This is a genomic window from Psychrobacter sp. TWR1-1-1 (genome assembly GCF_049895865.1).
GTDB classification, from domain to species: domain Bacteria; phylum Pseudomonadota; class Gammaproteobacteria; order Pseudomonadales; family Moraxellaceae; genus Psychrobacter; species Psychrobacter immobilis_A.
Map to the genome: position 1 here is coordinate 100,438 of NZ_JAFCTE010000009.1, position 25,175 is coordinate 125,612.

The 25,175-nt window shown below is 42.2% G+C and carries 25 protein-coding genes and 1 tRNA gene; 9 read left to right on the top strand and 17 right to left on the bottom strand.

The features are described 5' to 3' along the window. Nucleotides 1-73 precede the first annotated feature (73 nt). A complete protein-coding gene (gene miaB / locus ACP69U_RS10050; protein ID WP_426138460.1) occupies nucleotides 74-1,564 on the top strand; it encodes a tRNA (N6-isopentenyl adenosine(37)-C2)-methylthiotransferase MiaB in 1,491 nt (496 codons plus the stop codon). A gap of 184 nt (nucleotides 1,565-1,748) precedes the next feature. Here miaB and ACP69U_RS10055 read toward each other — a convergent pair whose 3' ends face one another. The 7 genes from ACP69U_RS10055 to ACP69U_RS10085 all read right to left on the bottom strand — a co-directional run bounded on the left by ACP69U_RS10055 (nucleotide 1,749) and on the right by ACP69U_RS10085 (nucleotide 8,494). Next, on the bottom strand, nucleotides 1,749-2,588 hold the full coding sequence (locus tag ACP69U_RS10055; protein ID WP_426138461.1) for an SDR family oxidoreductase: 840 nt from the start codon (nucleotides 2,586-2,588) through the stop codon (nucleotides 1,749-1,751). Between the two features lie 154 nt (nucleotides 2,589-2,742). After that, complete coding sequence (locus ACP69U_RS10060; RefSeq protein ID WP_426138462.1) at nucleotides 2,743-2,988, bottom strand: hypothetical protein; 246 nt, start codon at nucleotides 2,986-2,988, stop codon at nucleotides 2,743-2,745. Nucleotides 2,989-3,138: 150 nt separating this feature from the next. Next, nucleotides 3,139-4,353 carry an RtcB family protein gene (locus tag ACP69U_RS10065; protein ID WP_426138463.1) on the bottom strand — a complete coding sequence of 405 codons (1,215 nt, stop codon included), beginning with the start codon at nucleotides 4,351-4,353 and terminating at the stop codon, nucleotides 3,139-3,141. Between the two features lie 773 nt (nucleotides 4,354-5,126). Then, nucleotides 5,127-5,855 carry a LysE family translocator gene (locus tag ACP69U_RS10070; protein ID WP_426138464.1) on the bottom strand — a complete coding sequence of 243 codons (729 nt, stop codon included), beginning with the start codon at nucleotides 5,853-5,855 and terminating at the stop codon, nucleotides 5,127-5,129. A 136-nt stretch (nucleotides 5,856-5,991) separates the two neighbouring features. Beyond that, nucleotides 5,992-7,245, bottom strand: coding sequence for an acetylornithine deacetylase (gene argE / locus ACP69U_RS10075; RefSeq protein WP_426138465.1), 1,254 nt, complete (start codon nucleotides 7,243-7,245; stop codon nucleotides 5,992-5,994). Nucleotides 7,246-7,279: 34 nt separating this feature from the next. After that, nucleotides 7,280-7,762: a nucleoside deaminase gene (locus ACP69U_RS10080; protein WP_426138466.1), complete on the bottom strand. Its 483-nt coding sequence runs from the start codon at nucleotides 7,760-7,762 to the stop codon at nucleotides 7,280-7,282. A gap of 78 nt (nucleotides 7,763-7,840) precedes the next feature. After that, on the bottom strand, nucleotides 7,841-8,494 hold the full coding sequence (locus ACP69U_RS10085) for a UPF0149 family protein (protein ID WP_193012483.1): 654 nt from the start codon (nucleotides 8,492-8,494) through the stop codon (nucleotides 7,841-7,843). Between the two features lie 232 nt (nucleotides 8,495-8,726). Between ACP69U_RS10085 and ACP69U_RS10090 the strand changes: the two genes are divergently transcribed. After that, nucleotides 8,727-9,167 (top strand): hypothetical protein, encoded by a 441-nt coding sequence (locus ACP69U_RS10090; protein ID WP_426138467.1) that lies wholly within the window; start codon nucleotides 8,727-8,729, stop codon nucleotides 9,165-9,167. 101 nt (nucleotides 9,168-9,268) lie between these two features. After that, entirely contained in the window at nucleotides 9,269-9,700 is a 432-nt protein-coding gene (locus ACP69U_RS10095) for a cell division protein ZapA (RefSeq protein ID WP_426138468.1), read from the top strand. 82 nt (nucleotides 9,701-9,782) lie between these two features. On the opposite strand, the gene ACP69U_RS10100 is transcribed toward ACP69U_RS10095, so the two are convergent. The 4 genes from ACP69U_RS10100 to ACP69U_RS10115 form a co-directional block, all read right to left on the bottom strand. Continuing rightward, the gene (locus ACP69U_RS10100) at nucleotides 9,783-10,079 is read right to left on the bottom strand and encodes a hypothetical protein (protein ID WP_228139026.1); all 297 of its coding nucleotides are present in this window, start codon (nucleotides 10,077-10,079) and stop codon (nucleotides 9,783-9,785) included. A 251-nt stretch (nucleotides 10,080-10,330) separates the two neighbouring features. Next, nucleotides 10,331-12,424 carry a glycine--tRNA ligase subunit beta gene (gene glyS, locus ACP69U_RS10105; RefSeq protein ID WP_426138469.1) on the bottom strand — a complete coding sequence of 698 codons (2,094 nt, stop codon included), beginning with the start codon at nucleotides 12,422-12,424 and terminating at the stop codon, nucleotides 10,331-10,333. Nucleotides 12,425-12,433: 9 nt separating this feature from the next. Further along, nucleotides 12,434-13,423 (bottom strand): glycine--tRNA ligase subunit alpha, encoded by a 990-nt coding sequence (gene glyQ, locus ACP69U_RS10110; RefSeq protein WP_426138478.1) that lies wholly within the window; start codon nucleotides 13,421-13,423, stop codon nucleotides 12,434-12,436. Nucleotides 13,424-13,939: 516 nt separating this feature from the next. After that, nucleotides 13,940-14,152, bottom strand: coding sequence for a PspC domain-containing protein (locus ACP69U_RS10115; RefSeq protein WP_045454060.1), 213 nt, complete (start codon nucleotides 14,150-14,152; stop codon nucleotides 13,940-13,942). 560 nt (nucleotides 14,153-14,712) lie between these two features. Here ACP69U_RS10115 and nadR point away from each other — a divergent pair. The 4 genes from nadR (at nucleotide 14,713) to ACP69U_RS10135 (ending at nucleotide 17,781) form a co-directional block, all read left to right on the top strand. Continuing rightward, the gene (gene nadR / locus ACP69U_RS10120; RefSeq protein WP_426138470.1) at nucleotides 14,713-15,753 is read left to right on the top strand and encodes a multifunctional transcriptional regulator/nicotinamide-nucleotide adenylyltransferase/ribosylnicotinamide kinase NadR; all 1,041 of its coding nucleotides are present in this window, start codon (nucleotides 14,713-14,715) and stop codon (nucleotides 15,751-15,753) included. A 113-nt stretch (nucleotides 15,754-15,866) separates the two neighbouring features. Further along, nucleotides 15,867-16,598, top strand: coding sequence for a nicotinamide riboside transporter PnuC (pnuC, locus tag ACP69U_RS10125; RefSeq protein WP_426138471.1), 732 nt, complete (start codon nucleotides 15,867-15,869; stop codon nucleotides 16,596-16,598). A 195-nt stretch (nucleotides 16,599-16,793) separates the two neighbouring features. Next, nucleotides 16,794-17,261 (top strand): DUF962 domain-containing protein, encoded by a 468-nt coding sequence (locus tag ACP69U_RS10130; RefSeq protein WP_426138472.1) that lies wholly within the window; start codon nucleotides 16,794-16,796, stop codon nucleotides 17,259-17,261. Nucleotides 17,262-17,598: 337 nt separating this feature from the next. Next, nucleotides 17,599-17,781, top strand: a complete 183-nt coding sequence (locus tag ACP69U_RS10135) for a hypothetical protein (protein ID WP_426138473.1) — start codon at nucleotides 17,599-17,601, stop codon at nucleotides 17,779-17,781. A gap of 357 nt (nucleotides 17,782-18,138) precedes the next feature. On the opposite strand, the gene ACP69U_RS10140 is transcribed toward ACP69U_RS10135, so the two are convergent. The 4 genes from ACP69U_RS10140 to ACP69U_RS10155 form a co-directional block, all read right to left on the bottom strand. Continuing rightward, nucleotides 18,139-18,555, bottom strand: coding sequence for a roadblock/LC7 domain-containing protein (locus ACP69U_RS10140; protein ID WP_140412966.1), 417 nt, complete (start codon nucleotides 18,553-18,555; stop codon nucleotides 18,139-18,141). A gap of 8 nt (nucleotides 18,556-18,563) precedes the next feature. Further along, entirely contained in the window at nucleotides 18,564-19,097 is a 534-nt protein-coding gene (locus ACP69U_RS10145; RefSeq protein ID WP_055124740.1) for a GTP-binding protein, read from the bottom strand. Nucleotides 19,098-19,101: 4 nt separating this feature from the next. Further along, nucleotides 19,102-19,830, bottom strand: coding sequence for a BLUF domain-containing protein (locus ACP69U_RS10150; protein ID WP_426138474.1), 729 nt, complete (start codon nucleotides 19,828-19,830; stop codon nucleotides 19,102-19,104). 192 nt (nucleotides 19,831-20,022) lie between these two features. Further along, nucleotides 20,023-20,382 (bottom strand): hypothetical protein, encoded by a 360-nt coding sequence (locus ACP69U_RS10155; RefSeq protein WP_045444104.1) that lies wholly within the window; start codon nucleotides 20,380-20,382, stop codon nucleotides 20,023-20,025. Between the two features lie 431 nt (nucleotides 20,383-20,813). Between ACP69U_RS10155 and ACP69U_RS10160 the strand changes: the two genes are divergently transcribed. Then, a complete protein-coding gene (locus tag ACP69U_RS10160; protein ID WP_426138475.1) occupies nucleotides 20,814-22,052 on the top strand; it encodes an amidohydrolase family protein in 1,239 nt (412 codons plus the stop codon). 202 nt (nucleotides 22,053-22,254) lie between these two features. On the opposite strand, the gene ACP69U_RS10165 is transcribed toward ACP69U_RS10160, so the two are convergent. Both ACP69U_RS10165 and ACP69U_RS10170 read right to left on the bottom strand, forming a co-directional pair. Further along, nucleotides 22,255-23,013, bottom strand: coding sequence for a glucose 1-dehydrogenase (locus ACP69U_RS10165; protein WP_426138476.1), 759 nt, complete (start codon nucleotides 23,011-23,013; stop codon nucleotides 22,255-22,257). Between the two features lie 322 nt (nucleotides 23,014-23,335). After that, nucleotides 23,336-23,410 (bottom strand) — tRNA-Gly (locus ACP69U_RS10170). A gap of 653 nt (nucleotides 23,411-24,063) precedes the next feature. Here ACP69U_RS10170 and ACP69U_RS10175 point away from each other — a divergent pair. Then, nucleotides 24,064-24,876 (top strand): M48 family metallopeptidase, encoded by an 813-nt coding sequence (locus tag ACP69U_RS10175; RefSeq protein ID WP_045453551.1) that lies wholly within the window; start codon nucleotides 24,064-24,066, stop codon nucleotides 24,874-24,876. Nucleotides 24,877-25,175 lie beyond the last annotated feature (299 nt).

Consider the following 25,175-nt stretch of genomic DNA (forward strand, 5'->3'; position numbering starts at 1 on the left):
GGGTTGTGATAAAATACGCCACCTGTTAATCACCTATCACGCTATATTTTTAGTCAATCATGGACTTATCCTTATGAGTGTTACTGTATTTAATCCCCGCATCGATGACACTGCTGTCGCTGAAACAACCGCTACTGCACCTGCTGTCACTGCACTCAAAGAATCAAGTTCAGCCCAAGCACCTGTCAAAACAGCGACGAAGAAAGTCTTTGTCACCACGCAGGGCTGTCAGATGAACGTCTATGATTCTGGCAAAATGCTGGATGTGCTCGGTGATTCACACGGTATGGAAGTCACACACGATATCGATGAAGCCGATGTACTGCTGATGAATACCTGCTCTATCCGCGAAAAAGCACAAGAGAAAGTCTTTTCAGAGTTGGGTCGCTGGCGCAAGCTAAAAGAGAAACGTCCTGACCTTGTCATTGGCGTTGGCGGCTGCGTGGCCTCACAAGAAGGCGATAATATTCAAAAGCGTGCACCTTACGTTGATATGGTATTTGGTCCGCAAACGTTGCATCGTCTTCCAGAACTATATGACCAATCAAACGAGCAACGTGAAATCGCGCCTAAAAATCGTATCGGTACGATTGATGTGTCATTCCCTAGTATTGAAAAGTTTGACTTTTTACCAGAGCCAAGAGTAGAAGGCTATAAGGCCTTCGTCTCTATTATGGAAGGCTGTTCAAAATATTGCTCATTTTGTGTGGTTCCTTATACCCGCGGTGAAGAATTGTCACGCCCGCTTGATGATGTGTTGGCTGAAATTGACAGTTTAGCCGAGCAAGGAGTGCGTGAAATAAACCTACTCGGTCAAAACGTCAACGGCTATCGCGGTGAAAAAGACGACGGCAGTATTTGCCGTTTCGCTGAGCTGTTGCATTATGTCTCGCACGTCGATGGTGTCGAGCGTATTCGTTATACGACCAGTCATCCACTTGAGTTCACAGATGACATCATTGATGCTTATGCACAATTGCCAGAACTGGTATCGCATTTACATCTACCTGTTCAGAGCGGCTCAAATGCTATCTTGGCAGCGATGAAACGCAATCACACCATCGATGTTTATATTGATCAGATCAATAAGCTGAAAGCCATTCGTCCAGACATTCACTTGTCGAGCGACTTTATCATTGGTTTCCCTGGTGAGACGGACGAGGATTTCCAAGACACACTGAACTTAGCAAAAGAATTGAACTTCGATCACTCGTATAGCTTTATCTACTCTAAGCGTCCGGGCACGCCAGCGGCAGAGCTGCCGGATGATGTGAGTTTTACGACCAAAAAAGCGCGTTTGGCTGAGTTCCAAAAAGTTATTATCGACTCAACGCTTGCCAAAACGCATGAGATGGTTGGCACCACGACTCGCGTCTTGGTTGAACAAATTGCCAATCGTCACCCTGATTGCCTAATCGGTACAGCGGATAATACCCGTACGGTCATGTTCCCTTATGACGAAGATAAGATGGATGAGATGTTAGGTAAACTTGTAAGCGTACGTATTACTGATTTTGTCAGCCCGCATATGGTAAAAGGTGAGCTAATCGAAGTATTGGCGTAACCGTTAAGTTTTAGATTTGAGTAAGAATAAAAATAGCCGTTCACTATAATAGCGAACGGCTTTTTTGTGAGCGTCTAATAATGATCGGTCTGAGAAGACTGCTCATTATTTGCTGGTTACTTCTGAGGTAGTCTCTATCATAATCTTCCAGTAGTACAGAATCATTTTTAGCGTTTCATTAATTTTAGCCATTAGGGGCAGCCGTGCTCCCTGCCAGAATGCCACCATCAATCGTCAGCTCAGTGCCAGTCACGTATTTTGACTCATCACTGGCCAAATAGAGTGCCGCATAAGCCACATCCATGACATCACCCATATAACCGAGCGGAATGTCCTTGCTAATGGCTTTAATAGCGTCCTCACGCGCATCGCCTTCTCCCAACATCGCATCCCACATAGGCGTATAGATAGCGGCAGGATGAATGGAGTTGCAGCGAATATTATAGCCATTTTGCGCACAATATAAGGCCACAGATTTGCTATGGTTTCTGACTCCAGCCTTGCTTGAGGCGTAAGCTGCTGCTAAAGGAATACCGACCATACCTGAGCGAGAGGAGATATTAATGATACTTGATTTGCTGTTTTTATCTGTTGGACGGTTTTTCATCAAAGCGATCGCCGCCTTACACCCTAAAGCCACGCCATCTAGGTTCACTTGATGTACCTTGTGCCAACTTGCCATATCTAAGTGTTCAGGATCATGAGCACCTGTGGTCTCTAAAAATCCAGTAATACCAGCATTGTTTACGACAATATCTAACCCGTGATAGCTTTGTTGAATATACTGCTCGGCTTTTTGCCAATCGCTCTCGTTTGAGACATCCAGATGCATATATTCTGCTGGTTTTGACTCGCGCCATTGTTGACGCTTGATATTAATATCATCGCAAGCTTGCCTCCCTTTATCATCATGGATATCACTGAATATGACCGTTGCCCCTTCTTTTACAAAAAGCTCAGCAATAGCTTTACCAATACCTTGTGCTGAACCCGTGACTAATGCAACTTTATTAAGTAATCTCATAAAACCCTCCTTTTTGTCTGTTAAATCTTGATCTTGGGTACTACTTTACTTGGATACCCAATCATAGAAACTCGCGCTCTCAGTTTTCTTATTTAGTGTCGTGGTTTGAATGGCCTTTGCCACCCAAACCATTTAAATTAAGAATGCATGATCGCTACTCTGACAACCAGTCCGTCTGCCGTAACTGCTGCTTAGTTTCGCGACGGCGCTTTTTTCGGACGATATCGATATCTTCTTTTTCGTGAAGACCGCCTTTTCTTAATAGAGGATCAAGCGCCAAGTAATTACGCGGCTTCACTGCGCCTAATGTTTGTTGACTCGAACTATTGTCAGAATTATTTTGGCGCTCTAATGCTTTTTCAATTTTCTTGGCCTTTTTTAAGGTTTGTTTTAAGCTCATATTATTACCTATATTTTTAATGTCTTTAAATCTATTTTGTATGTTCGAGTGACAGCATAGTGATGCCAAGATTAGGAAATCGAGCGCAAATAGTACACTTCGTACATTTAGCTTGATTAACACCGTCGTGCATCGCTATGGCTTAACTCGTTAGCCTTTAATACACATGACCTGCTTCAGTGTATGCACCACTTCAACCAAATCCGTTTGATTGGCCATGACTTCATCAATGTCTTTATAAGCACCGGGTATCTCATCGATAACGCCTTTGTCTTTACGACATTCGACACCGTCCGTTTGCGCTTTTAGCTCATCAATGGTGAAAGCACGCACCGCTTTGCCGCGGCTCATTTGACGCCCTGCGCCGTGTGAGCAAGAACAAAACGATTCCGCTGCACCCAGACCACGAACAATAAAAGACTTTGCGCCCATAGAGCCTGGGATAATACCGAGTTCACCGGCATAGGCACTGATTGCGCCTTTACGCGTCACGTAAACTTGCTCGCCAAAATGCACTTCTTCATTGACGTAATTGTGATGGCAATTGATGGCTTCTTTGGTTAACTGAAATCGTGGCAATCCTGCTTGTGGCGACTGCAAAGACTTAATGACTAAGCGCATCATCTCGCGGCGATTCTCTAGCGCGTAATCCTGTGCCCAGCCTACCGCCTCGACATAATCAGCAAAGCTGTCGGACCCTTCGGCAAAGTAAGACAAATCACGATCTGGCACATGACCAAAGCGCGATTGACGCTCTTTTTTGGCCAGAGTAATGAAATACTGGCCGATACAATTACCTATACCACGACTGCCAGAATGCAGCATGACCCAGACATCTTTGTTTTCATCCAAGCACAGCTCAATGAAATGATTGCCACCGCCCAGCGTTCCCAACTGCTTCGCCCACGTACGCTCAAAACCTTTAAGCATTTTAAGTAAACCAGGATGCTTATCAGTAATCGGTTTCAATCGTTTTCCTAACGGGTCAAGCGTTGAGTTCTTGGCTTGGATTTGCTTGTGCATGTTGAAACCCACAGGCACTTGTTGCTCTACTACTGAACGTAATGACCTCAAGCTATCAGGTAAATCACTTGCGGTTAGGGATAAGCGCACGGCGTTCATACCGCAGCCGATATCCACACCGACCGCCGCAGGAATGATGGCAGACTTGGTCGGAATCACGCTGCCAACGGTTGCGCCTTTACCCACATGCACGTCAGGCATAACCGCAATATGCGAGTGTATAAACTCTAGCTGCGCCAAGTTGCGTAATTGCTGAATCGCGCCTTGCTCAATATCAGTGGTGTAGATTTTGACAGGCACGCCATGTTTACTATTTTTATTTAATACTAATTGAATGCTCATTATTTATTTTTTCCATTTTTTTTATTTTTAAAGCCATGTAAATAATTTTTATATTTACCTATTAAGTTTTTTAGACATTACTCATCTATCCCAATTAAACGCAAAGTTTAATAAGAAATAAAATTATCAATTAAAAAATAATAGGCAATAAAATACCGTCTCTTTATTAATTAAAAATCAATAAAAAGTTATGGCTAATTTATTATGGACGTTTTAAAAAAGGTTTTACCGTACCAAAAATGAGAGCGTAAATATTATACGCACAGATATATAGTTGCTAAGTTAATAGCGTGACTCATTTTTTGGTAATAAAGGTAAAGCAGAATGTTAGATAAACAGACAGCAGCAAGCGCGAAACCAATTAGCACTATCGCATCGCTATTTTGACATAGAAGATTTAGAAGAAGGATGGAGCGAGTACATATAGGAGGCTATTTATTGATATTAATAGATAGAACATCACTCAATAGCTATATATAAATTTAGCCAAACCTTTTCGAAGTCGTCATTGCTGTCATAATTTTCATATATTCAGTCTTTAAAAACGTCTTAGCAGTTATATAGGACACGATGATTCCTCCATAGGTTGTGGCTAATGTCAGGGCAACAGTAGCAGATTTATTAGAAATTTATAGCAAGACTATAAATCAGTGAGATAATGATAACGATTTAAAAAATATTGTCAACTATTAATTTTTAAATAACAAAAAAACGCAATACTATAGGCCATTCATTTAATAGAGTAATTATTTTAGATAATAACTAATAGCTTTTTATGCCATAAAACTATTAATTACTTCAGCAAACAAAGCCGCTGCAATTATGATGAAGATAATACCGCAACCACGATTGAGCCACGCTAAGCGATTACCGACATCAAGCCAGCTTGCCAACTTTTTACCACCTAAGGTATATATGATCTGCCAAATGGTTTCACTCATGAATAGCCCAATGGTCAATAAGATATATTGCGGCCATAGTGGCGCACTAAAATTAATAAACTTAGGAAAAAAGGCCGCAAAGAACAAAATGGCTTTTGGATTGGATAAGGACACCCAAACACCTGTACGAAATAGAATAAGATTACTGGGACTTGCCTTGACCGCTGCACTCGAGAGCGAGCGTGGCTGTAGTGTATCGGCTTTATTCTCGAAAGCATCGTAGTCGGCTTCAACCTCGGCACTTAACTCTTTAGCATCGCTCATCAAGCTACCATCGCCCGCATCGCGCCATGAGCTGATACCCAAATAAATCAAGTATGTCGCACCCACCGCTTTGATAATTGTGAGTAGCCAAGGCGATTGACGGCTGATCACATCCAGCCCCAGCAATGTCGATAGCAGTAATACAAATAGACCAAGACTCAAACCTGCCAGCGTCCATAATGTCCGCTTCACGCCATAGTTCATGCCGTACTGAAATGCCAGTAGCATATTGGGACCTGGGGTCGCGGAAATCAAAAACGTACTTGCGAAAAATACTGCAAACAGATGCCAAGACATCAGCTAACCCCTACTTTGTTATATATAAATGGTTCTTATACGAACAGCCATATCACCAAAAAAAGAAATACCGCCATGAAGACGGTATTTTTTATACTTACTTATATTATATACATATGTTTGGCAGTTTTATAGACTACTTGACGGTACAACTGTCTAATAGTTTTTGCAAAAAGCCGTCACAACGTTCGATTTCGATTAACTCAACATATTCATCCGCTTTGTGTGCCTGTTCAATACTACCAGGGCCACAAATGATGGTTGGGATACCTGCATTGGTAAACTGGCCACCTTCCGTTGCGTAAGCGACTTTATGACGCTCGTCATCGCCTGTCAATGCAGCTATCAATGATTGCAACTCGGCGCTATCATCGTCGGTCATTGCAGGCACGATTTCTTCTTGCATCAGCTCAATGCCAGTCTCGGGAGCGCGTGCTTGCATTTGTGCATTTAGCTCAGCGACTTTCGCTTGAATGGGCGCTAGTATATCGTCTTGCGTCATGTGCGGCAGGTTGCGGTAGTCAAAAGTAAACTCACACAAGTTGGGCACGATATTGGTGGCTGTGCCGCCATGTATAGTACCTACTGATAAGGTAGAATAAGGTACCGTAAACAATGCATCGTTATCGTTTCTCGCACTGAGCTCTTCGGCAAGCGCATCGACATAGCCAACCAATTTGCTTGCGTAACTGATCGCATTGACCCCTTGAGCAATCAATGAAGAATGCGCTGATTTGCCATGGACACGGCAACGATACACCGCGATGCCTTTGTGTGCGACCACCATCGCCATATTGGTCGGCTCACCGACGATACAGTAATCAGGGTTGATACCGCGCGCTTTTAGGTCTGCTAAAATCAATGGCGCACCCAAACAGCCCACCTCTTCATCGAACGACAAAGCCAAGTGCAATGGGCGACGCAGCTGACCGCTGTTCGACAACTGCACCGCTTGCGGCAACATCGTCAGCACACAAGCGATAAAACCTTTCATATCACAAGCACCGCGTCCATATAGCTTGTCACCACGAATCGTTGCTGCAAACGGCTCTGATGTCCATGCTTGCCCATCGACTGGCACGACGTCAGTATGGCCAGATAAAACCAGACCGTTATTTACGATATCGGCATTTTCGCCAGCTGGTACCGTCACAAACAAGTTGGCCTTGGTTTTAGCCTCGTTAAAGGTCAGATCTACCGTTAAACCCAATTGCTCACAGTACGATTTTACATCGTTAATCAAAACTAGATTGGAGTGTCGACTGACCGTATCAAAGGCAATAAGGCGCGTTAGCCAATCGAGGCTGTGTTTGGGATGCTCAGTATTGTTGAACTGCTTGTCATTGCTAACGTTATCACTGCTAGTTGTATCATTAGTATCTTGGATCATAAAATATCCTTATCACGATATATGATAAAAAAGGTTACTGTTTTTTAAATGAGCGCCGCTGCAATGCCTTGATCTCTTCATCCAATCCTGTAATCGGACCTTGTATTGGTATGTTTGGCGCTACTTCTTGAATACTTAATGAGTTGATTGGCGATGTTGACGTCACGCCCATCTCCTCCATCCACTCGCCAAGCTGTTTTGATGAGCTAACGTAGATGATACGACCCAGACCTGCCCACGCATGCGCAGCTGAGCACATAGCACAGTGCTCACCTGAGGTATAAACCACCGCTTTTGTACGCGCGTCTGTAGTCATATTCTCTGCGGCCCACTTTGCAACAGCAATTTCAGGATGGTAAGTTGCATCGACAGTATTGGCACGATTACGATCTTCATGTAGCACCTGACCATCGCCATCAACCAATACACTACCAAATGGCTCATCGCCCGCCGCTAGCGCTTCAGTAGCAAGCTCTACGCAGCGGCGCAAATATATCATATCATTGTCAGTGATCATCCCCATCTCCTTTTATCAATTCATTCTAGGACGTGTTGAATATTAACCCATATCAAAGCATTTACGATGGCGTCTTTATTATGAAGGACGGTTTTGATTCATCGCATCGACGACTGGCGGCATTGGCTTTGGTAACTTACCTTCTGCCTGTAGCTCTTTGCTGGTTTTGGCATCGATAGCCAGTCCAGCAATCAGGGCAATATCTTTAACAGGTTTACGCTTGCGGGTAGCAAAGCTCACTGGCACCATGCGCGCAAACTCATAAATATGCAGATAAGACTCTTCGCCACCTTCAAAGTTTTCGTCATCTTCTAATCGAATACCACCGATTTTAGCCAAATCAGACAGCATCTCATTTTCATCGCCACTCAGACCACAGTCGGTAATACCAAAACCCGTCATAAAACCATTTGCCCACTGTTTCAATGCCATCACGCGCTCGTACAAATCATGTTCATCATCTGGCACTAATGGCGTGTAAGAATAAGCATCGTCTTTGTCTTTAAGCTGAAAAACGGTGTCTTCCGCTTCTTCTGTTAACAGAGTCAATGCCTCATCGGGTAAAGGCGCAAAACTGAGCTCTTCAAACACCTTCGCCCATGTTGCTTCATCAGGCGCGTTACAGGCTGTCATCAGCCCTGTCATCAGGCCATGCACTTCACTGATAGACACGTCAGTCCAATCATCAAAAGCAGTCAGCCATGTATTCCAGCCAGAAATATTGTCATTCATAATAGATGTCCTAGTAATTGATTATTGCTTAAAAAATAAAAATAGACGGATAAAATAGGTGTGAGACACCGCTTGATATTATCAATCAAACCATGGCTCATAAAAATAAACAAACAACCCCTAATATAGGTAATTACTTTGTTGATATAGATATTATGCGGTCACCTATGGCATTATTAAACGCAGAGAACAAAATTCATTCACGCTTACTTGTTAAGGATAAAAACTGACTATGTATGATCAACTTAGAATATTAGAAAAAATGATACTCGACATAAAAAAACAGTATCAGCTTGTCAGTGCTGAACTTAGCAGCCTCAAACAACACCCTGTTAGCGACCCTCAGGAGCTTGCGGCAATAAGAGCCAAGCTCAACACTAGCCATAGCGAACGCGATGGTGCCAAAAAACAATTGAACGATCTTGACAAGCGCTATCAAAGTCTCGCAGAAGCGCATCATATGATCGGTGAAGAGCAAGACAAACTGCAAAAACAGGTCAGCCAATTACAACAACAAAACAGCCAGTTAGAGCAACAAAATAATGAATTGAAGCAGCAATATAGCGATATTAAACAGCAAAACAGTGAGCTGCAGAAAAAGAATCAATTGGCAGCAGAGCGTACACAAGTCGTATTAAAACGCTTAACCCACATCGATCAAGTAGAAGGCTGATCAGTGATGGCAATAAGGACATATTACTTATTTAACTGCCCAACACTACTCGTAAAATCTGATATCACTCATTTCACTGACCAGACATTGTAGGATTTATCATGACCGATGACCACAAAAACTCTATAGAAAAACAGCCACAAAATAGCCAACAGCAGAATATTTCTTCTAAACCACAACCAGTCGCTGCAACTGGCCCAAACACACCGAGTACTACTGTGAAAACCACTATCCCTGAACCACAAATCAAAAAAGTAGATATCGCAATTGCTGGTGTCACCTATCCTATTTATTGCCCAGTACACGAACAAGAAGAGCTGCTCTCAGCTGTCTCGTATATCAATAACCATGCACTAGATCTCAAACGAGATGCGCCAAGCCTCAGTCAAGAAAGTATCTTAGTACTGTGCTGCTTGAATTTGTATGAAAAAATACACACCAATCAAAGAAGCGATGAAGATCGACTACAGCAAGACAAACAATCTGAAGCGCTATTAAATAAAATTATGAAAGACGCACAGTCTGTTTTATAAGCCTGTATTAAGCGACGAAACAATAAGCGCTTCGCTCTGATGAGCCAAGCGCTTTTTTATGCTTAAGTCATAACCCAATTATTTATACCTCAGGGTTATAAACCTTACCTGCATGAAAGTCTGCTTGATGCTCATAATTACAAAAAAACAATGCTTGGTTTTCGCCAATAGCACTCTCACTATTTGCAGCCAAGTTGGGCTTGGTTTCAAGGACGCCGCGGTATTCAGCCAAGCTGTTGCCACAAAAATTGCACTGACGCGGTGTGATCACATCGCCTTTTTTTGGCATCATGCTTTTGGGCGCACGCGGGTACATAAATTTATAAAACCCCCACATTACTATCCAAATAACAATGATGATAATGATAACAGCAAACACGGCAGTGCTCCTTTGAATATGAGTAAGCGCTATGAATGATAAAAGCCGCTTGGCGGATTATTCAATACGTCTGAACAGTATAACTTAACCAGCAATACTGACGATAGTGCTATGCTTTAGCGAGTTAATTGTCCATCCATTTATCATGATAATTTATCAATAAATGCCATGATACTGTGTAAAAAACTGGCCATAGCGGGCCAGTTTTTGTATTAAACAGAAAATAAAGTGAGCGATCTATATTAGTGAAACTATAGCTGCAACTCACTGATATCAGCGACGGTTAAAAACAATGCGCGTACTTGCTTAAGCAGCGCTAAGCGGTTGTTTTTAAGGGCGGCGTCTTCACTGTTGACCATCACATTATCAAAGAATTGCGTCAGCGGCTTATCTAAGCTGGCAAGCGTTTGCAACACTTGTGTGTAATCAGCTTGTTCTAGCAGCGGTTTAACCGCCGTCTGCGCTTGCAGCACACTTGCATATAAACTTTGCTCGGCAGATTCAGACAATAGCGCTTCATCGACAGTATCAGCGACACTCACTTCTGACTTGGCCAATATATTGGCAACACGCTTGTTTGAATCAGCAAGCATTGAAGCTTGTGACAATTCGCTAAAGGCTTGTACCGCGCGAATACGCTGATCAAAATCAAGCGGCATATGCGGGTTAATCGCTTGCACTGCCTGAATGGTATCGACGCTCACGCCCTGTTCGGTATACATCGCACGATAGCGCGAGTTTAAGAATGCCATGACCTGAGTAAACGTATCACCCATTTTTTCAATCTTGCTGCCTTCAGCGTCACTATAGCCTTTAATCGCTTGCTCAACGAGCGCTACCAAATTAATTGGCAATTGCTTTTCGATCAAAATACGCAAGATACCGATGGCTGAACGACGTAGACTGAACGGATCTTTTGAACCCGTCGGTGCTTGGTCAATGGCAAAAATACCAACAAGCGTATCTAAACGGTCGGCTAATGCTAAGCAAATGCCAATTGGTGTTTGTGGTAATACGTCACCGCTGAACTTTGGCAAATACTGCTCTTCTAAACTGGCAGCCACTGCTTCAGGCTCATTATTCAAACGCGCATAATAAGTGCCTGCAATACCTTGTAATTCAGGATATTCACCGACCAATGAGCTTGCCAAATCTGCTTTTGACAAAATACCCGCACGCACCGTTTCATCGATATCAATCTGCTGACCCTGCTGTTGCATCAAGGCGGCAATAAAGGCGGCAAGCTTGGCAATACGCTCAGATTTTTCCCAAATCGTACCCAGCTTGTCTTGGAAGACACGAGTTTTGAGGCTTTCTGTCAACGCAAATAATGGCTGCTTCTGGTCTTGTAAGAAGAAAAACTCGGCATCGGCCAAACGCGGACGCACGACTTTCTCATTACCTTCGATAATTTGATTGGGATCTTTTGACTCAATATTGGTAATAAAAATAAAGTAAGGCTGCAACTTGCCTGCTTTATCAGTTAAGCAAAAATACTTCTGATCCGCTTGCATGGTCGAGATAAGCGCTTCTTGCGGCACCTGTAAAAAACGCGGCTCAAAGCTTGCTCGTAGCGCAATGGGAAAATCAACCAATGCGGTGACTTCATCCAACAAATCTTGTGGCACGATAGCATCTGAATTAACTTCATCAGCCAATGCTTTGACTTGGTTTTTGATCAGCATTTGACGCTTATCAAAATCAGCCACGACTTTTAGACCGCCTAGTAATTCTTCGTAGTCATTGGCATGCGCGATATCATGATAATTAGGACTATGGAAGCGATGGCCACGTGTTTGCGTGCCTGTTTGATGACCTTGGATAGTAGCGTCAATGACAGTACTATCTTGCATCAATACCACCCACTGTACCGGACGCACAAATTCATTGCGGCTGGCACCTGAGCGCATACGCTTAGCAATCGGTAAATTGTCTAGTGCTGTCTGGAAAATGGCAGCTAACAGTTCAGTCGTTGCTTGACCATGAATGACTTGCTCATAACCGACATAATCACCTTTATCGGTGTGAATCGTTATCAACTCGCTGGCGTCAATGCCCAAGCCTTTCGCAAAACCCATTGCCGCGCGTGTTGGATTACCTTCCGCATCAAAGGCAGCTTTAATCGCAGGACCGCGCTTTTGCTCGCTACGATCCGGCTGCTTATCGCTAATGCCCTGAATTTGAAGCGCCAAACGGCGTGGGGCAGCAAAGGCTTTGATACTATCGAAGCCAATTTCAGCTTCATTTAATTGTTCGGTGACACTCGCTTGTAGCGCATCACGTAGAGGTTTTAGGCTTTTTGGAGGTAGCTCTTCACACCCCAGTTCAAATATAATAGTACTCATGGGATGCTCCTATTTATTGTTATCAGTAGATTGGTTATTGTCAGTAGCTTGATTGCTTTCTGTATTCTCAGTGGCTTCTTCTTTTGGCAAATACTTATCGAGCGCCGCTTTACGATGCGCCTCATCTGCCAATGGAAAACCCAATTTTGCGCGTGCTTCAACGTAACCAATGGCAACCTTACGGGCAAGCGTACGCACACGTAGGATAAAACGCTGACGTTCAGTCACTGAAATCGCACCACGAGCATCGAGTAAATTAAAAGCATGTGAGGCTTTTAGTACCATCTCGTAGGCTGGTAGTGGCAAACCTTCGGCAACCAACTTATCTGCTTGCTGCTCATAAAAGTCAAACATCTCGCCCATCATTGGCACATCAGCGTGCTCAAAGTTATAGGTAGACTGCTCCACTTCATTTTGATGAAAGACATCGCCATAAGTGACGCGACCAAACTCACCATCTGCCCAGACCAAATCGTAAACGCTGTCAACACCCTGCACGTACATTGCCAAGCGCTCAAGACCGTACGTAATCTCACCGGTCACGGGGAAACACTCGAGCCCGCCTACTTGCTGGAAGTACGTAAACTGAGTGACTTCCATACCATTAAGCCAAATCTCCCAGCCTAGTCCCCACGCACCCAGCGTTGGCGACTCCCAGTTATCTTCAACAAAACGCACATCGTGCACCAATGGATCAATACCAATGGCTCTTAGCGAGTCCAAATATAGCTCTTGGATATTGGGTGGATTTGGCTTTAGCACCACTTGAAACTGATAGTAATGCTGCAAGCGGTTGGGGTTGTCACCGTAGCGACCATCAGTTGGACGACGTGATGGCTGCACATAGGCAGCATTCCAACGCTCAGGACCTAACGAGCGTAAAAATGTCGCGGTGTGAAAAGTACCCGCGCCGACTTCCATATCATAAGGCTGCAAGATAACACAGCCCTTATCTGCCCAATAATTCTGTAGGGTTAGAATTAAATCTTGAAACGTCATCGGTTGAGGGTCTTTGTCTTCTATCATCGGGTTTGTCACTTGTGATGTCATAGTTTGAGTTGTCATAGTTTGGGGCATCATCGTAAAGCCACTGTGGAATGAGTATTATGAAATAAAATATTGATAGCGCTCGTACAGCCTATTCGGCAACGACTCTATTTGCTTGCTCACCTTACTAAAAATTGACTATTTTATCTATATTTACTGCAATTAAATTTATGCTGCAGACCTAAACCAGTCGTTATAAGGCTCATTTATAATTAAACTGCTGCAATATAGAAGGCTCAAAAGTAGCAGATAAAAAAATACCCAAATGCGCGAGCATCTGGGCAGGAGGAAAGGTATGTCTTTGGTATCCTGATGAGTCAGGCTTTTTGTTTTTTAGTCGAACTGCTATTCTTTTTTTTGGTAGAAATCTATCTGAACTAATCTCGATAGTAATGCTATCAAAACGATACTATTAAAATGGTACTACTATTAAGCTATTAAAAAGATACGAGCAAATATAAAATAACTTTATTGGTAAGACGCACTAGTCGCTTTTGGCATGATTATCCATAAAATTATATAAATTAAGATGCCAGGTACTGCTGCACTCAAAGATGAGATAATCACGAATAACACTCTCACCCAAGTCGGTGACCAGCCAACGTATTCGGCAATGCCGCCCATCACACCTGCTATCATGCGATTGTTCTGTGAGCGATGTAGTTTTGCTAATTTAGCCAAATCAAATACCTCTCTATCATTTCTATTGTTATTGTTATTTAAAATTCCGCTTTTTTTCTTCTATTTTTATGCTTTTTTCCGATTCTAGTCAGGAAGCTGCTTAGCCTTCTTAACTTATGAATAAGTATAGCAACTATTTAATATTTATCTGTTGAACGTATAGACGTACTTTGTGAGTTTATGCTAACCAAGCTTGCCCTAATCTGTCATAAAACCTCATAAACTGCTGATTTTAAATAGTTATTTCAAAATGTTTCACGATTAGCTTTATTGCTGTCATATTACACATGTTGTTACAAATCCAATATTTAGCCATTTTCAGCACATAGATATTGTGTAGATGGAACTTCAGAAATAGAGAGACATTTAAACAATCACAGTTAAATTAATAACTTGGTAATGCTTTTATCAGAAAAAAGTCGTATAAAAAAACACCCCTTTACAATAACCTACCTGTAAATCGCCTTAAACCTTTATAACATGCTGGTAAATAACAGATATTCCAGCAGTCTATCGATAAAATTAGTGCGATGAAGCATGACTAAAAATTAAGGAAAGCTATGTACGAGTCAGGATTGATGATTGGACATTTTGAGCCACTACATTTAGGTCAAATGCGCAGTATATTGGCTGCGGCAGGACAAGTGAAAACCTTGCATATTATCATTATGGCGCATCCAGCACCGCATCCAGACTTTGACATTACTTTGCAAGACAAAGCACGTTGGCTACAGATGGCGTGTGCTGATTTGCCATTTATCCAGATTCATACCACTCATGAGATTGAGCTACCGCTACATGATAGCTTCGTCGATGTGACAATCGACATTCCTGCCAGCAATGCCAAACTACAACGTTTGACGACAGCGCTCGACTTACCAGCAGATACAGTCTTGTTTGTCGCAGAAAACCACCCATTGGCGCAGAGTGATGTCTATGAGCGATTATCGATACCAGTCGTCACGACCCCGTTACAGCCTGAGTTTGATTCTTATGCCATCGCTCGTAATCCAGTCGCGCATTGGTCAGCTATTCATCCCCAAGCGCGCGGCGACTATACCAAAACGGTGGCGATTGTTGGCGGCGAAAGTTCGGGTAAGACCACATTGGTGCATAAACTGGCCAATTATTATGGCGCCAGCTTTGCTTTAGAGATGGGACGCTTATATGTCGGTACAGATTTGGGTGGTAGTGAAGTCGGTCTACAATACAATGACTATGGTCCGATTGCCCTTCAGCATGCTCAAGCTATAAGAGATGCGGCGGCTAATGCGACCGCTCCTGTCACCATCGTTGATACCGATTTTGTGACCACTCAAGCATTTTGTGAAGAATATGAAGGTCGCAGCCATCCTTTTGTGGCGGCTTGTATCGATGATTTTCGCTTAGATCATACCATTATGCTGGATAACAATACGCCGTGGATTGATGATGGCATGCGCTCATTGGGCACGCCTGAGGCGCGTGGACGCTTTGAGCAACGTCTCGTCGATATTTTTGCTCGTCATGATATCAAACCACACATGGTTGATCAGCCAGATTACGATGCGCGCTATCAGCAAGCGCTGCTGCTTATCGATCAGTATGTTTATGGCAGATAGAGGAGATGGTAAAAATAGCGATGGCAAGAATAGCGATAATACAAAAATAATATGATACTAAAAAATAAAATAAGAACTCATTGTAGTTTTAATACTTTAAGGAAAAAGGCTTTATGCGTATTCAGCTATTAGATAATATTACTGGAAAGTGGGCGATGCAATGGATTGTCACTTGGTTCATTTGCGGGGTGATAGCATTATCCGCAGGTTTTTGGCTCACGACAGAACACACCACACTTGATATGTTTTATTTGGGCGTGTCTTTCGTTGGTTTGGTCTGTGTGGTTTCGCTATCATTTCGCAAAAACGTCATGGGCAACGGGTTGGGAATGGCAGCGACTGCGGGAGAAGTCGTCGTGCAGGCGACGTCTGGTGCAGTCGGTTTGATGCTCGCGCCGCTCTTTAACTTTTTCACCCATGTCTACGGTATTTTTTATTGGTCAAAACATACCGATCCTGATGGCGACATGATACCAAAGGCTGCGAGCAAAGCGGTTTGGTTGATTACCGCTGCCTTTATTATTCTTGGTCTCGCACTTTTCCCCACAGTAAATGATTTACTCGCCAGCTATGGCTATGCAGTGGTTGAAAATGATAATAGTAAATTCCTAGGATTTATCTCCTTCTTTTGGATCAACGTCATTGCTTTTGTCCTCTCCATCACTGCACAAGCCGCAATGATTTTGCGCTATTCATTTAACTGGTGGTTATGGATTATCGTTAACTTTGTCTGGCTCATCGTCAATCTAATGTCGGGCAATTACATTTTTGCCATTCAAACCATGATATATCAAATAAACGCTTTTATTGGTTTGTATGAATGGCAGCGCAGTGAACAAGGTTAACGGTTATCTTGTATGGTCATAAGCGCTGATATCTCAAAAGAATAAAATCGAAGAGCTCGCAGATATTGACAAATATATTGATAGCGCTATAGGTTTTGACTGTGCCGTCTATCAGATAATGTGGTGGACTGGCTCAATTAGTGCTACAACTGATAGGAGAGATTTTTCAATTCATCTACTAACACGGAGGTTAGTATGTCTCGTACTCAGCAAAAACGCCTGTCTAAACGCACACTTGAGCAATGGCTTAGTGAATATTCTGTCAGTCATCAAAACCTAGTCAATAAAAAAATCCATTGGCTATGCGTTCCTACTATATTTGTCAGCCTGTTAGGCATGGGCATGTCGCTATCAGTCTGGTTTACCTTGGTACTTAGCGCGTTGGTATTGTTGTTTTATATGCGTCTATCCACGCCGTTATTCTTGGCGATGGGAATATTTATTCTTATTTGTTTGTCAGTAATGGCATTATTACCATGGGGCTTTAAGGTTTGGGCGGCTATTTTTGTGGTTGCTTGGATTGGACAGTTCATCGGTCATAAAATTGAAGGCAAAAAACCCTCATTTTTTGAAGACTTACAATTCTTATTAATTGGTCCAGCATGGGTAGCTAATAGCTTGATGGGTCGTAAAAAAAGGCCAAGCCTAACTATTTATCCTTGATAGTATCTTTAAGCTCAGTACCGTTAGAATTAGTACCTAAAAAACCACTATCTAAAACTGATATCTTGACTCAAAAAAGCACCGCTCAACAATCCGTTAAGTGGTGCTTTGTATATTACGCTATCAAAGAACAAGTTATAAAAAATAAGCTATCAAAAAAATTTATTGACTGTAATTAACTCCTCTAAATTTCAGAACAATAACACTGTAAACATAGCGTCAAATAGCCACAGCAGAACTGTTTACTTCAAAATAGAACCATTCATTTTAGAATAGAGCCAACAGCACAAATACAGCCTATTCGTCCGATAGTTAATACGCGACAAGCCTCTACGCAATGTACTGTAGAAATTCTTCATTACGCGCCATCACCGATAGATACAGCACTGGCTGTCCCGTCCTAAACGTTGAGTTGGATTTTTCTGATCGACACATTGACTTGATCGAAGAAGGGTATGAGCTCGCCGTTCGCATTAAGAGCTGCAAGATTCCAGCGACCAAGCAAAACGGTTGGCGCTGACTCGTTATGTGCTCTGTGCCAGTTCCGATTATCTGAGCAGGATGGGATTACTTGCGACGCTAGCAGATTTGGAGAATCATGAATTTTTACAATATAATCTTGGCACAACAAGCAACCTATAGCCGACCGATGAAGAAGGCAGAAAGCATAAGCACACTATTTATGCCAAAATTAACGCCACTAATGGTGCGTTTTTGGTAGATATGGTCGTCAAAGGTCAGGGCATTACCTTTATACAATGTCGATATCTGAATACAGTGTCGATATTTGCTCACGCAAATAATATCACATGTCTATCACAGTCGAATTATCGCTTATAGCCCTACCGAATCCAGCAATCTTGGTTACTTGTGCGCCTTACTCAGTGATAGCAGAAATGACACCAATCAGTTTTTTGGTTTTATATCTTGCTTCTGCTAGTGCCATCTTATTCTGCGCTACCACAGTCAATACACAAGGTTTACCAATATAGTCAGTTTTGACAAATAGCATATTTCCAGCAGTGGCTTCGACGATAGTGATGTCGCACTTGCCCTGCTTCATTTGACTCGCGGATGAATCACTCAGTGCTGATAGTGTGCTACTCATCGCTGCAAACTTGTCCGTTTGATTGCTCAATTCACTGATCGAAAAACAACTAATGGGAAAGCCATCTGTGGTGCATAAGCTAACCAATATGACTTCTCTATTGGCGTCACACAATGCTTTCATGTGGCTTAATAACGCTATTTTTGCTGGTGATTTTTCGTCTAATTTTTCTTTTAACATAGTCATATCTGGCATTAGTCTTGATTATTAAGGGTATTAAATAATGACAACAGAGACACAGCGGACTCTCTGTTCCTAGGATCTGTATGGAGCACAGGTGCCACCACATTATGCTGCATCAACATCACTCTTATTTCTTGTCCCAGTGCTGAAAGACTATCTTTGTCAGCATCTTCGCAATGAGTGATACCAATGATACACGTGGTCTGATTTTTTTCTGGCGCAAAAAAGTGTAACAGCTTATCTAAATTGGCATAATCGGGTGTCTCGCCATATCTAATCAAAATGAGCAATCCCCATAGCGACTGATTGACGAACTCCCATAAAAAAGAAAACCGCTCTTGACCTGGCACGCCGTAAATACCTAGCGCCATATCGTCAGACAGAGTGATGCGCCCATAATCGATGCCGACCGTCGTGTACTCTTTACCGATATCGATACTAGATTTTGCTTCTGTTTCGATGGGGCTTATCTCGCTTAATGTCTTGACCAACTGAGTTTTTCCAGCACCGACTTCACCAATGATTGCTAGCTTCTGATAATTCAATTTTTTACCTCATTCCTAAGAATTTTTTGATCGCACCATAAAATTTGTTAGGCTTTTTCTCATTTACGGTTTGCTCATGTATCGGTGCTGCCTCTGTGACACTCAATAAACCTAAACGATCAAACTCTCTGATAATCTGTGTGACTTGATGATGGCTGCCAAAATCACCACTATCCGCTAGTGCATTAAACGAATAAGGCTTTTTAGTCAATTTGATACATAGGTTCATCATCATTTGCGGCTGGCTTTCATTGTTGAGATCAGGCCATGCCAACAATCTTAAATCCTTACCTTCATAATACTTTTCAGGCACCGTATCAGATTTTTTTATATCAATAAACGGTTGAATACGTCTTTGTTGAGACTCATTAAAGCTGTTTAACACAGCGCCATTATTCTCAATGAACGCATTAAAAAAGTTGCCTTGATCCACAAAATCAAACACGCTCACAGCCCAATTATGAAAGCTGCGTTTGATCACGCGCACATCCAAAAACACCCAAAGATCTTCATGTCTAGGATCAGAAGCTATCTTACTCATTAACTTGTCTACTTCCAGGTAAGGGCCTTCTAGCACTTGCAGGTACTGACCTTCACGGTAAGAGATGATACCCGTAATTTGCGATTTTGGATTATGCTTACGAGAGACGCTAACGATGTCTGATAACCCAGTAGGCATTCGAATAGTGCGATCACTGATTGGCACTCTACTGACGTATGCAATACACTTCATTTTGCCACCACTTGATAAAACGGCTCACGCTCGTTAAGTTGTTACCACTGTCTACAAAATAATAATTCGCTATGTACAGTACGTACATAGCGAATTTGACCTCGTTGCCAGTCTTGTCTTATTTAAGGCACGATAAGCAACAAGGAAGGAGAGTTTGATAAATCACTCATTTTTTGAACACGACCAACCGAATTATACTTCTAGTTTATTTTCTACCGCTTGTACCTTACGGCGGGCTAATGCAAGATTGGCTTTTGATTTATCAAGCACCAAATAAATAAACAAGTCTTCATGCTTGGCTGTAGGACGAATGATGTGCAATTGAGACTCCAAGGTGATTAACATATCTTCGATTTCACCTTTGATATCTAATGATTTCATCGTTGCTACCTTCGCCTTTACCACTTGCGAGTTACCTGCTGCTGCAAGTTCTAAGTCAACGCCGCCGCCAGCCATACCAAGTACCATGCCTGACATATAGTCGACGATACAGCCACCCATTGCACCATCAAGATTCATTAATTCTTGTAACGACTCATCGATATTTGACATACTTTTTCCTGTTTATCTAATTGTATTTAAATGAAGTCATTCCATCACAGAAATGCCTTCGTAGTTTCAAGCTATGAAGCTAAATTTAGCTTATTTTTTACTCTTTTTATTATTAGTATATCTTAACGTACACTCAAAACTTATAAGATAATTATAACAATAAAATATCAATAACTAAGTATGTTTTTTGGTAAAAACGATATAGTCTATTTATAAACAAAGTCTACATACCGTAGCGGTGGTCATTATATGCCATATATTAGACTCGATGACGCTTGCCCCTAACCACTCATGAACAAAAAACGACCGTTGAGTAGGAAAAAATAAAAACATCGAATAGTCATGCGGATTTAAAGCTTAAAACCCCCACTCTTGACACTAAAATGCCATTAACCGTTGAGTCATTCCAAGCAAATAGTTAAGGAAAAACGATGCCAGATTTACTTATAAAAAATGCCCAATTACCCAATCATAAAAACTTGGTCAATATCAGTATAAACGGCGCTTATATTGAGAGCATTGACGACGTTGCAAAAAAAACTGAACATGATGATGCGCCAAGAGCACTTTACGATGCTAAAGGTTACTTTGTCTGTGCAGGATTCTATGAGAGCCACATTCACCTTGATAAAGCCTGCATCCTTGATCGCTGTACTATAGAGCAAGGTGATTTAAACGAGGCTGTTGAAGAAACAGGTAAGGCTAAAAAGGATTTTACGGAAGTAGATGTGTTTAATCGTGCTTCACGAGTGATTGAGATGGCGATTAAAAAAGGCACCGTTGGTCTGCGCACCTTTGTTGAAACAGATTCAAAAACAGAGATGCGTGCCTTTAATGCCATCAAAAAAGCCCGCGATACCTATGCATTTGCCATCGATATAGAGATTTGCGCCTTTGCGCAATCAGGATTGACCAATGACCTGCATACTTATGAGCTACTAAAACTGGCATTGTCGCAAGGCGCTGATTTGGTTGGCGGCTGTCCATACAAAGATGAGAATCCTCACAAGCATATTGAAATGGTGTTTGACTTGGCTGAGCAGTTTGACGTCGATGTTGATTTTCATTTAGATTTTGATCTGGATCCACAAGGCTCGAGCATTCCAAAATTGGTTGAAGAAACCATCAAGCGCCATTATCAAGGTCGCGTGTCTATTGGTCATGTCACTAAACTGTCAGCGATGGACAAAGACAAACGTATAGAAATGGCTGCCTTACTGAAATTTGCTGACATTACCCTGACGGTGTTACCAGCCACCGACATATTTTTAAATGGGCGTGATTATGAGGCGCTCATTCCTAGAGGCATGGTCAACGCCAATGAGCTATTAGCGATGGGCATCAATACGACTATTTCTAGCAATAATATTTTAAATGCTTTCACGCCTTACGGTGATGCCTCACTGATTAGAATGGCAAATATGTATGCCAATATCACTCAATTAGCAAAAGATGAGCAGATAGCGGAGGTATTCGATATGATTAGCAAAAATGCAGCGAAGCTTTTGTCACGGCAAACGGAGGTTAAAGTAGGAGCACCGGCTACCCTAGTCATATTAGAAGCGAAAGACGCGGTAGAAGCGATTAGAATCAATTCACAAGCCATCGCAGGTTTTAAAAATGGCAAGCAAACTTTTTGCAATGAGGTCGCCCATATTTGCTTTGAGTAACTTGAATATCATCAATTGAGCATATTCAGTCAGTTGAAAGATGCAGCCTATCAATGCGCCAGCACCTTCATCATGAAACATAGGCTTAAAACGATAAAAGCGTCACCCAACTATACGTTGGACGACGCTTTTCATAACGGTTTTTTTACTATTTACTATAGCTTTAACATCATGGTTTAAATACCTTCATATGTAGATAAGCTTAGTCTAAGGTTTGCACACCGCCGCCATTCACAAATATGGTCTGACCACTGACCCACTCAGATAGTGGTGCGGCAAAATACAGCATAGCACCAGCGATATCATCGGCTTCACCCAAACGTTGAATCGGCGTATGCTCTAGCATTTTCTTTTCGATTTCTGGTGTTAGTACAGTTTTTAACGCATCAGTACGCGTGGCACCAGGTCCAACCGCATTGACGCGTACCTCAGGGCCAAAATCATGTGCCAAGTTCGCCACCATATGATTGACAGCCGCTTTTGAACCCGCATAACCACTCATGTTCGGGCTTTTATTGATACTCGACATCGAAGTGGTAAATACAATCGAGCCATAACCCGACGCTTTCATGTGTGGCACGCATAATTGAGACAAGCGCCAGCCACTAAAAACATTCAACTCAAAGTCACGGCGAATATCATCGACCGATGCTGTGGCTGGGTTTTCACGACCACCGCCGCCGCCACCAGCATTATTGATTAAAATATTGACAGTGCCAAATTCAGCGACGACCTTATCTACCATAGCGACCAAATCTTCATCTTTTAAGATATTACATTCGACTGCCAAGCCTTTTACACCATACGCTTCGATATCCTTGACCGCAGCCTTTGCATCTTCTAATTTTAAATCAGCAATAGCGATATTTGCCCCAGCTTGTGCTAGACGTAACGCCGTTGCTTTACCAATACCATTTGCACCACCCGTCACAATTGCGGTTTTTCCTGACAGATCAAACAATTCATTAAATGCTCTATGTTTGAATTCTTACATAATTATTCCTTATTATCATCATGGTCTATAGATGGATTATTTGTTGTTATATTCGTTTAAACGATCTATATAATTATGCGTGATTAAACTGAGGCTAATGTGTCAAATTGACCACCTTTTGTAACTTAGTTTTGGCGCTGCAACTTTTAGTAATCTATGTCGTGAATTCCGTCGATAGTAACTTGGAATGTCATCGAAATGTTCTTAAGAAACAATGACAACCCTTAAAATCAGAACAAAAAAAAGCCTCACAATAAAGTGAGGCTTTGATGCTTTTTCAAGCCATATTTGGAGCGGGAAAAGAGATTCGAACTCTCGACCCCAACCTTGGCAAGGTTATGCTCTACCACTGAGCTATTCCCGCTGATTATCGAATTGTAGTGTTGTTAACAACAACTCCGTCTCGATAGGCTGGCTATTCTATCAGATATTCTAACCCTGTCAACCTCATTTTTAACGTTTATTTCCAATATTATGTCTTTAACTCGCTATTTATTGATGTAATTATCATAAATAATTGATTTAGCGATAATTATTTATTTAAAATAATATCAGTTATTTTTCAGAATAATGTTAGAAATCTAAAGCTCTGTCCTTGTAGGTAGTATCTCATTGCCTATGAGACTATTTTTTGACTGAGATTTATGCCGCCTATCAAGTTTATAGACGTTAGTCGCGAAAAATAGATTTGTTGGTGTCAACGTCGCTCTCACTTACAATCCTACGTTGTATTGTTACTTTTCCTGCATTGGTTTTGCCTTAGTAACATTATTATACTTATGCCTAATGACAGTTCGGGTAAAATTTTACTGTTGAGGTCACGTAGCAAACATAGGTAGAACATTAATAAAAAATTGCCTTACTTGCTGCTTCAACTCTCTATGCCACAAAAAATGTAACACGAGTCATTTGAACGATAATTATTTCAACGATAATCACTTTAACGACAACCGCTTTATTATTAATAGCCACTTTGTTCTATTTTACTTTTTATCATTTACAGCGAGGATGTTTATTATGAAAAAATTACTGACCAGCACCGTGATGGCCGCTTCATTGTCGGCACTAGCCCTGACAGGTTGTACCAGCACCACCAGTACTGGTGCCGTTGGCGTTGACCGTCAGCAGCTATTACTGGTTTCTAGTGAGCAAGTTTTGCAGCTGTCTGCACAGAGTTATGCCAAAACGTTGCAAGAAGCAAAAGCGCGCGGCGTACTAGATACCAATAAGGCTCAGCTTAATCGCTTAAAGAACATCGCTAATCGTTTGGTCGGTCAGGTCGGCGTCTACCGTCCAGATGCGGCGAAATGGCAATGGGAAGTGCATACGATCAAATCTAATGAGCTGAATGCCTTTGTCGTGCCCGGTGGCAAAATCATGTTTTACTCGGGTATCATTGACCGCCTGAATCTCACGGATGACGAGATTGCGGCTATTATGGGTCATGAGATGTCACATGCGCTGCGTGAGCACTCACGTGAGCGCCTATCGCGTCAGTATGCGACGCAGACTGGTATCGGCGTGGCTGCTAGCATCTTTGGACTGTCACAAGGTCAGGCTGAGCTAGCCAACGTCGCTGGGGATTTGGGACTGAGCCGTCCGCATAGTCGCACACAAGAAGCTGAAGCCGATCAGATTGGTCTAGAGTTAATGGCACGTGCTGGCTATAATCCGCAAGCAGCGGTTACCTTATGGCAAAAAATGCAAAGCGCGAGCCAAGGTGAGCCACCGCAGTTCTTAAGCACTCACCCGACCAGCAGCAATCGTATTGCTCAATTGCAATCGTTAATGCCTAAAGTGATGCCGCTTTATCAAAAAGCGCGTCGCTAACGAGATTGTTAGATTTCATGCTTTGAGTAAATGGTTGTTACTTATAAAAGCAGAGTACAGGTTATCAATTGTGCTCTGCTTTTTTATGCTGATAGCTAACAGGTACCGCTACTTGCCATGACTGGCTATTATTTATCGTCATTAAAGACAGTATGTTAAAAAGAATATCTTTCATTGCTATATTAGACCTCTTGCAAAAGTCATAAACCAAGCTCGAAATTCACAACAGCGGCGAATAGCTTCATTCTAAGATCATAGCGCTGACGACGGTTGCGATATTTATGAGCAACAATTTTGAA

What these genes read in the sequence shown, in the direction of transcription:
- ACP69U_RS10095 (WP_426138468.1), top strand. Translation starts at nt 9,269, where the DNA reads ATGACCGATGACCACAAAAACTCTATAGAAAAACAGCCACAAAATAGC.
- nadR (WP_426138470.1), top strand. Translation starts at nt 14,713, where the DNA reads ATGTACGAGTCAGGATTGATGATTGGACATTTTGAGCCACTACATTTA.
- ACP69U_RS10160 (WP_426138475.1), top strand. Translation starts at nt 20,814, where the DNA reads ATGCCAGATTTACTTATAAAAAATGCCCAATTACCCAATCATAAAAAC.
- argE (WP_426138465.1), bottom strand. Translation starts at nt 7,245, where the DNA reads ATGATCCAAGATACTAATGATACAACTAGCAGTGATAACGTTAGCAAT.
- ACP69U_RS10135 (WP_426138473.1), top strand. Translation starts at nt 17,599, where the DNA reads ATGTACTGTAGAAATTCTTCATTACGCGCCATCACCGATAGATACAGC.
- glyS (WP_426138469.1), bottom strand. Translation starts at nt 12,424, where the DNA reads ATGAGTACTATTATATTTGAACTGGGGTGTGAAGAGCTACCTCCAAAA.
- ACP69U_RS10150 (WP_426138474.1), bottom strand. Translation starts at nt 19,830, where the DNA reads ATGAAGTGTATTGCATACGTCAGTAGAGTGCCAATCAGTGATCGCACT.
- ACP69U_RS10060 (WP_426138462.1), bottom strand. Translation starts at nt 2,988, where the DNA reads ATGAGCTTAAAACAAACCTTAAAAAAGGCCAAGAAAATTGAAAAAGCA.
- ACP69U_RS10140 (WP_140412966.1), bottom strand. Translation starts at nt 18,555, where the DNA reads ATGACTATGTTAAAAGAAAAATTAGACGAAAAATCACCAGCAAAAATA.
- ACP69U_RS10085 (WP_193012483.1), bottom strand. Translation starts at nt 8,494, where the DNA reads ATGAATGACAATATTTCTGGCTGGAATACATGGCTGACTGCTTTTGAT.
- ACP69U_RS10080 (WP_426138466.1), bottom strand. Translation starts at nt 7,762, where the DNA reads ATGATCACTGACAATGATATGATATATTTGCGCCGCTGCGTAGAGCTT.
- miaB (WP_426138460.1), top strand. Translation starts at nt 74, where the DNA reads ATGAGTGTTACTGTATTTAATCCCCGCATCGATGACACTGCTGTCGCT.
- pnuC (WP_426138471.1), top strand. Translation starts at nt 15,867, where the DNA reads ATGCGTATTCAGCTATTAGATAATATTACTGGAAAGTGGGCGATGCAA.
- ACP69U_RS10055 (WP_426138461.1), bottom strand. Translation starts at nt 2,588, where the DNA reads ATGAGATTACTTAATAAAGTTGCATTAGTCACGGGTTCAGCACAAGGT.
- ACP69U_RS10090 (WP_426138467.1), top strand. Translation starts at nt 8,727, where the DNA reads ATGTATGATCAACTTAGAATATTAGAAAAAATGATACTCGACATAAAA.
- ACP69U_RS10130 (WP_426138472.1), top strand. Translation starts at nt 16,794, where the DNA reads ATGTCTCGTACTCAGCAAAAACGCCTGTCTAAACGCACACTTGAGCAA.
- ACP69U_RS10175 (WP_045453551.1), top strand. Translation starts at nt 24,064, where the DNA reads ATGAAAAAATTACTGACCAGCACCGTGATGGCCGCTTCATTGTCGGCA.
- glyQ (WP_426138478.1), bottom strand. Translation starts at nt 13,423, where the DNA reads ATGACGTTTCAAGATTTAATTCTAACCCTACAGAATTATTGGGCAGAT.
- ACP69U_RS10065 (WP_426138463.1), bottom strand. Translation starts at nt 4,353, where the DNA reads ATGAGCATTCAATTAGTATTAAATAAAAATAGTAAACATGGCGTGCCT.
- ACP69U_RS10070 (WP_426138464.1), bottom strand. Translation starts at nt 5,855, where the DNA reads ATGTCTTGGCATCTGTTTGCAGTATTTTTCGCAAGTACGTTTTTGATT.
- ACP69U_RS10155 (WP_045444104.1), bottom strand. Translation starts at nt 20,382, where the DNA reads ATGTCAAATATCGATGAGTCGTTACAAGAATTAATGAATCTTGATGGT.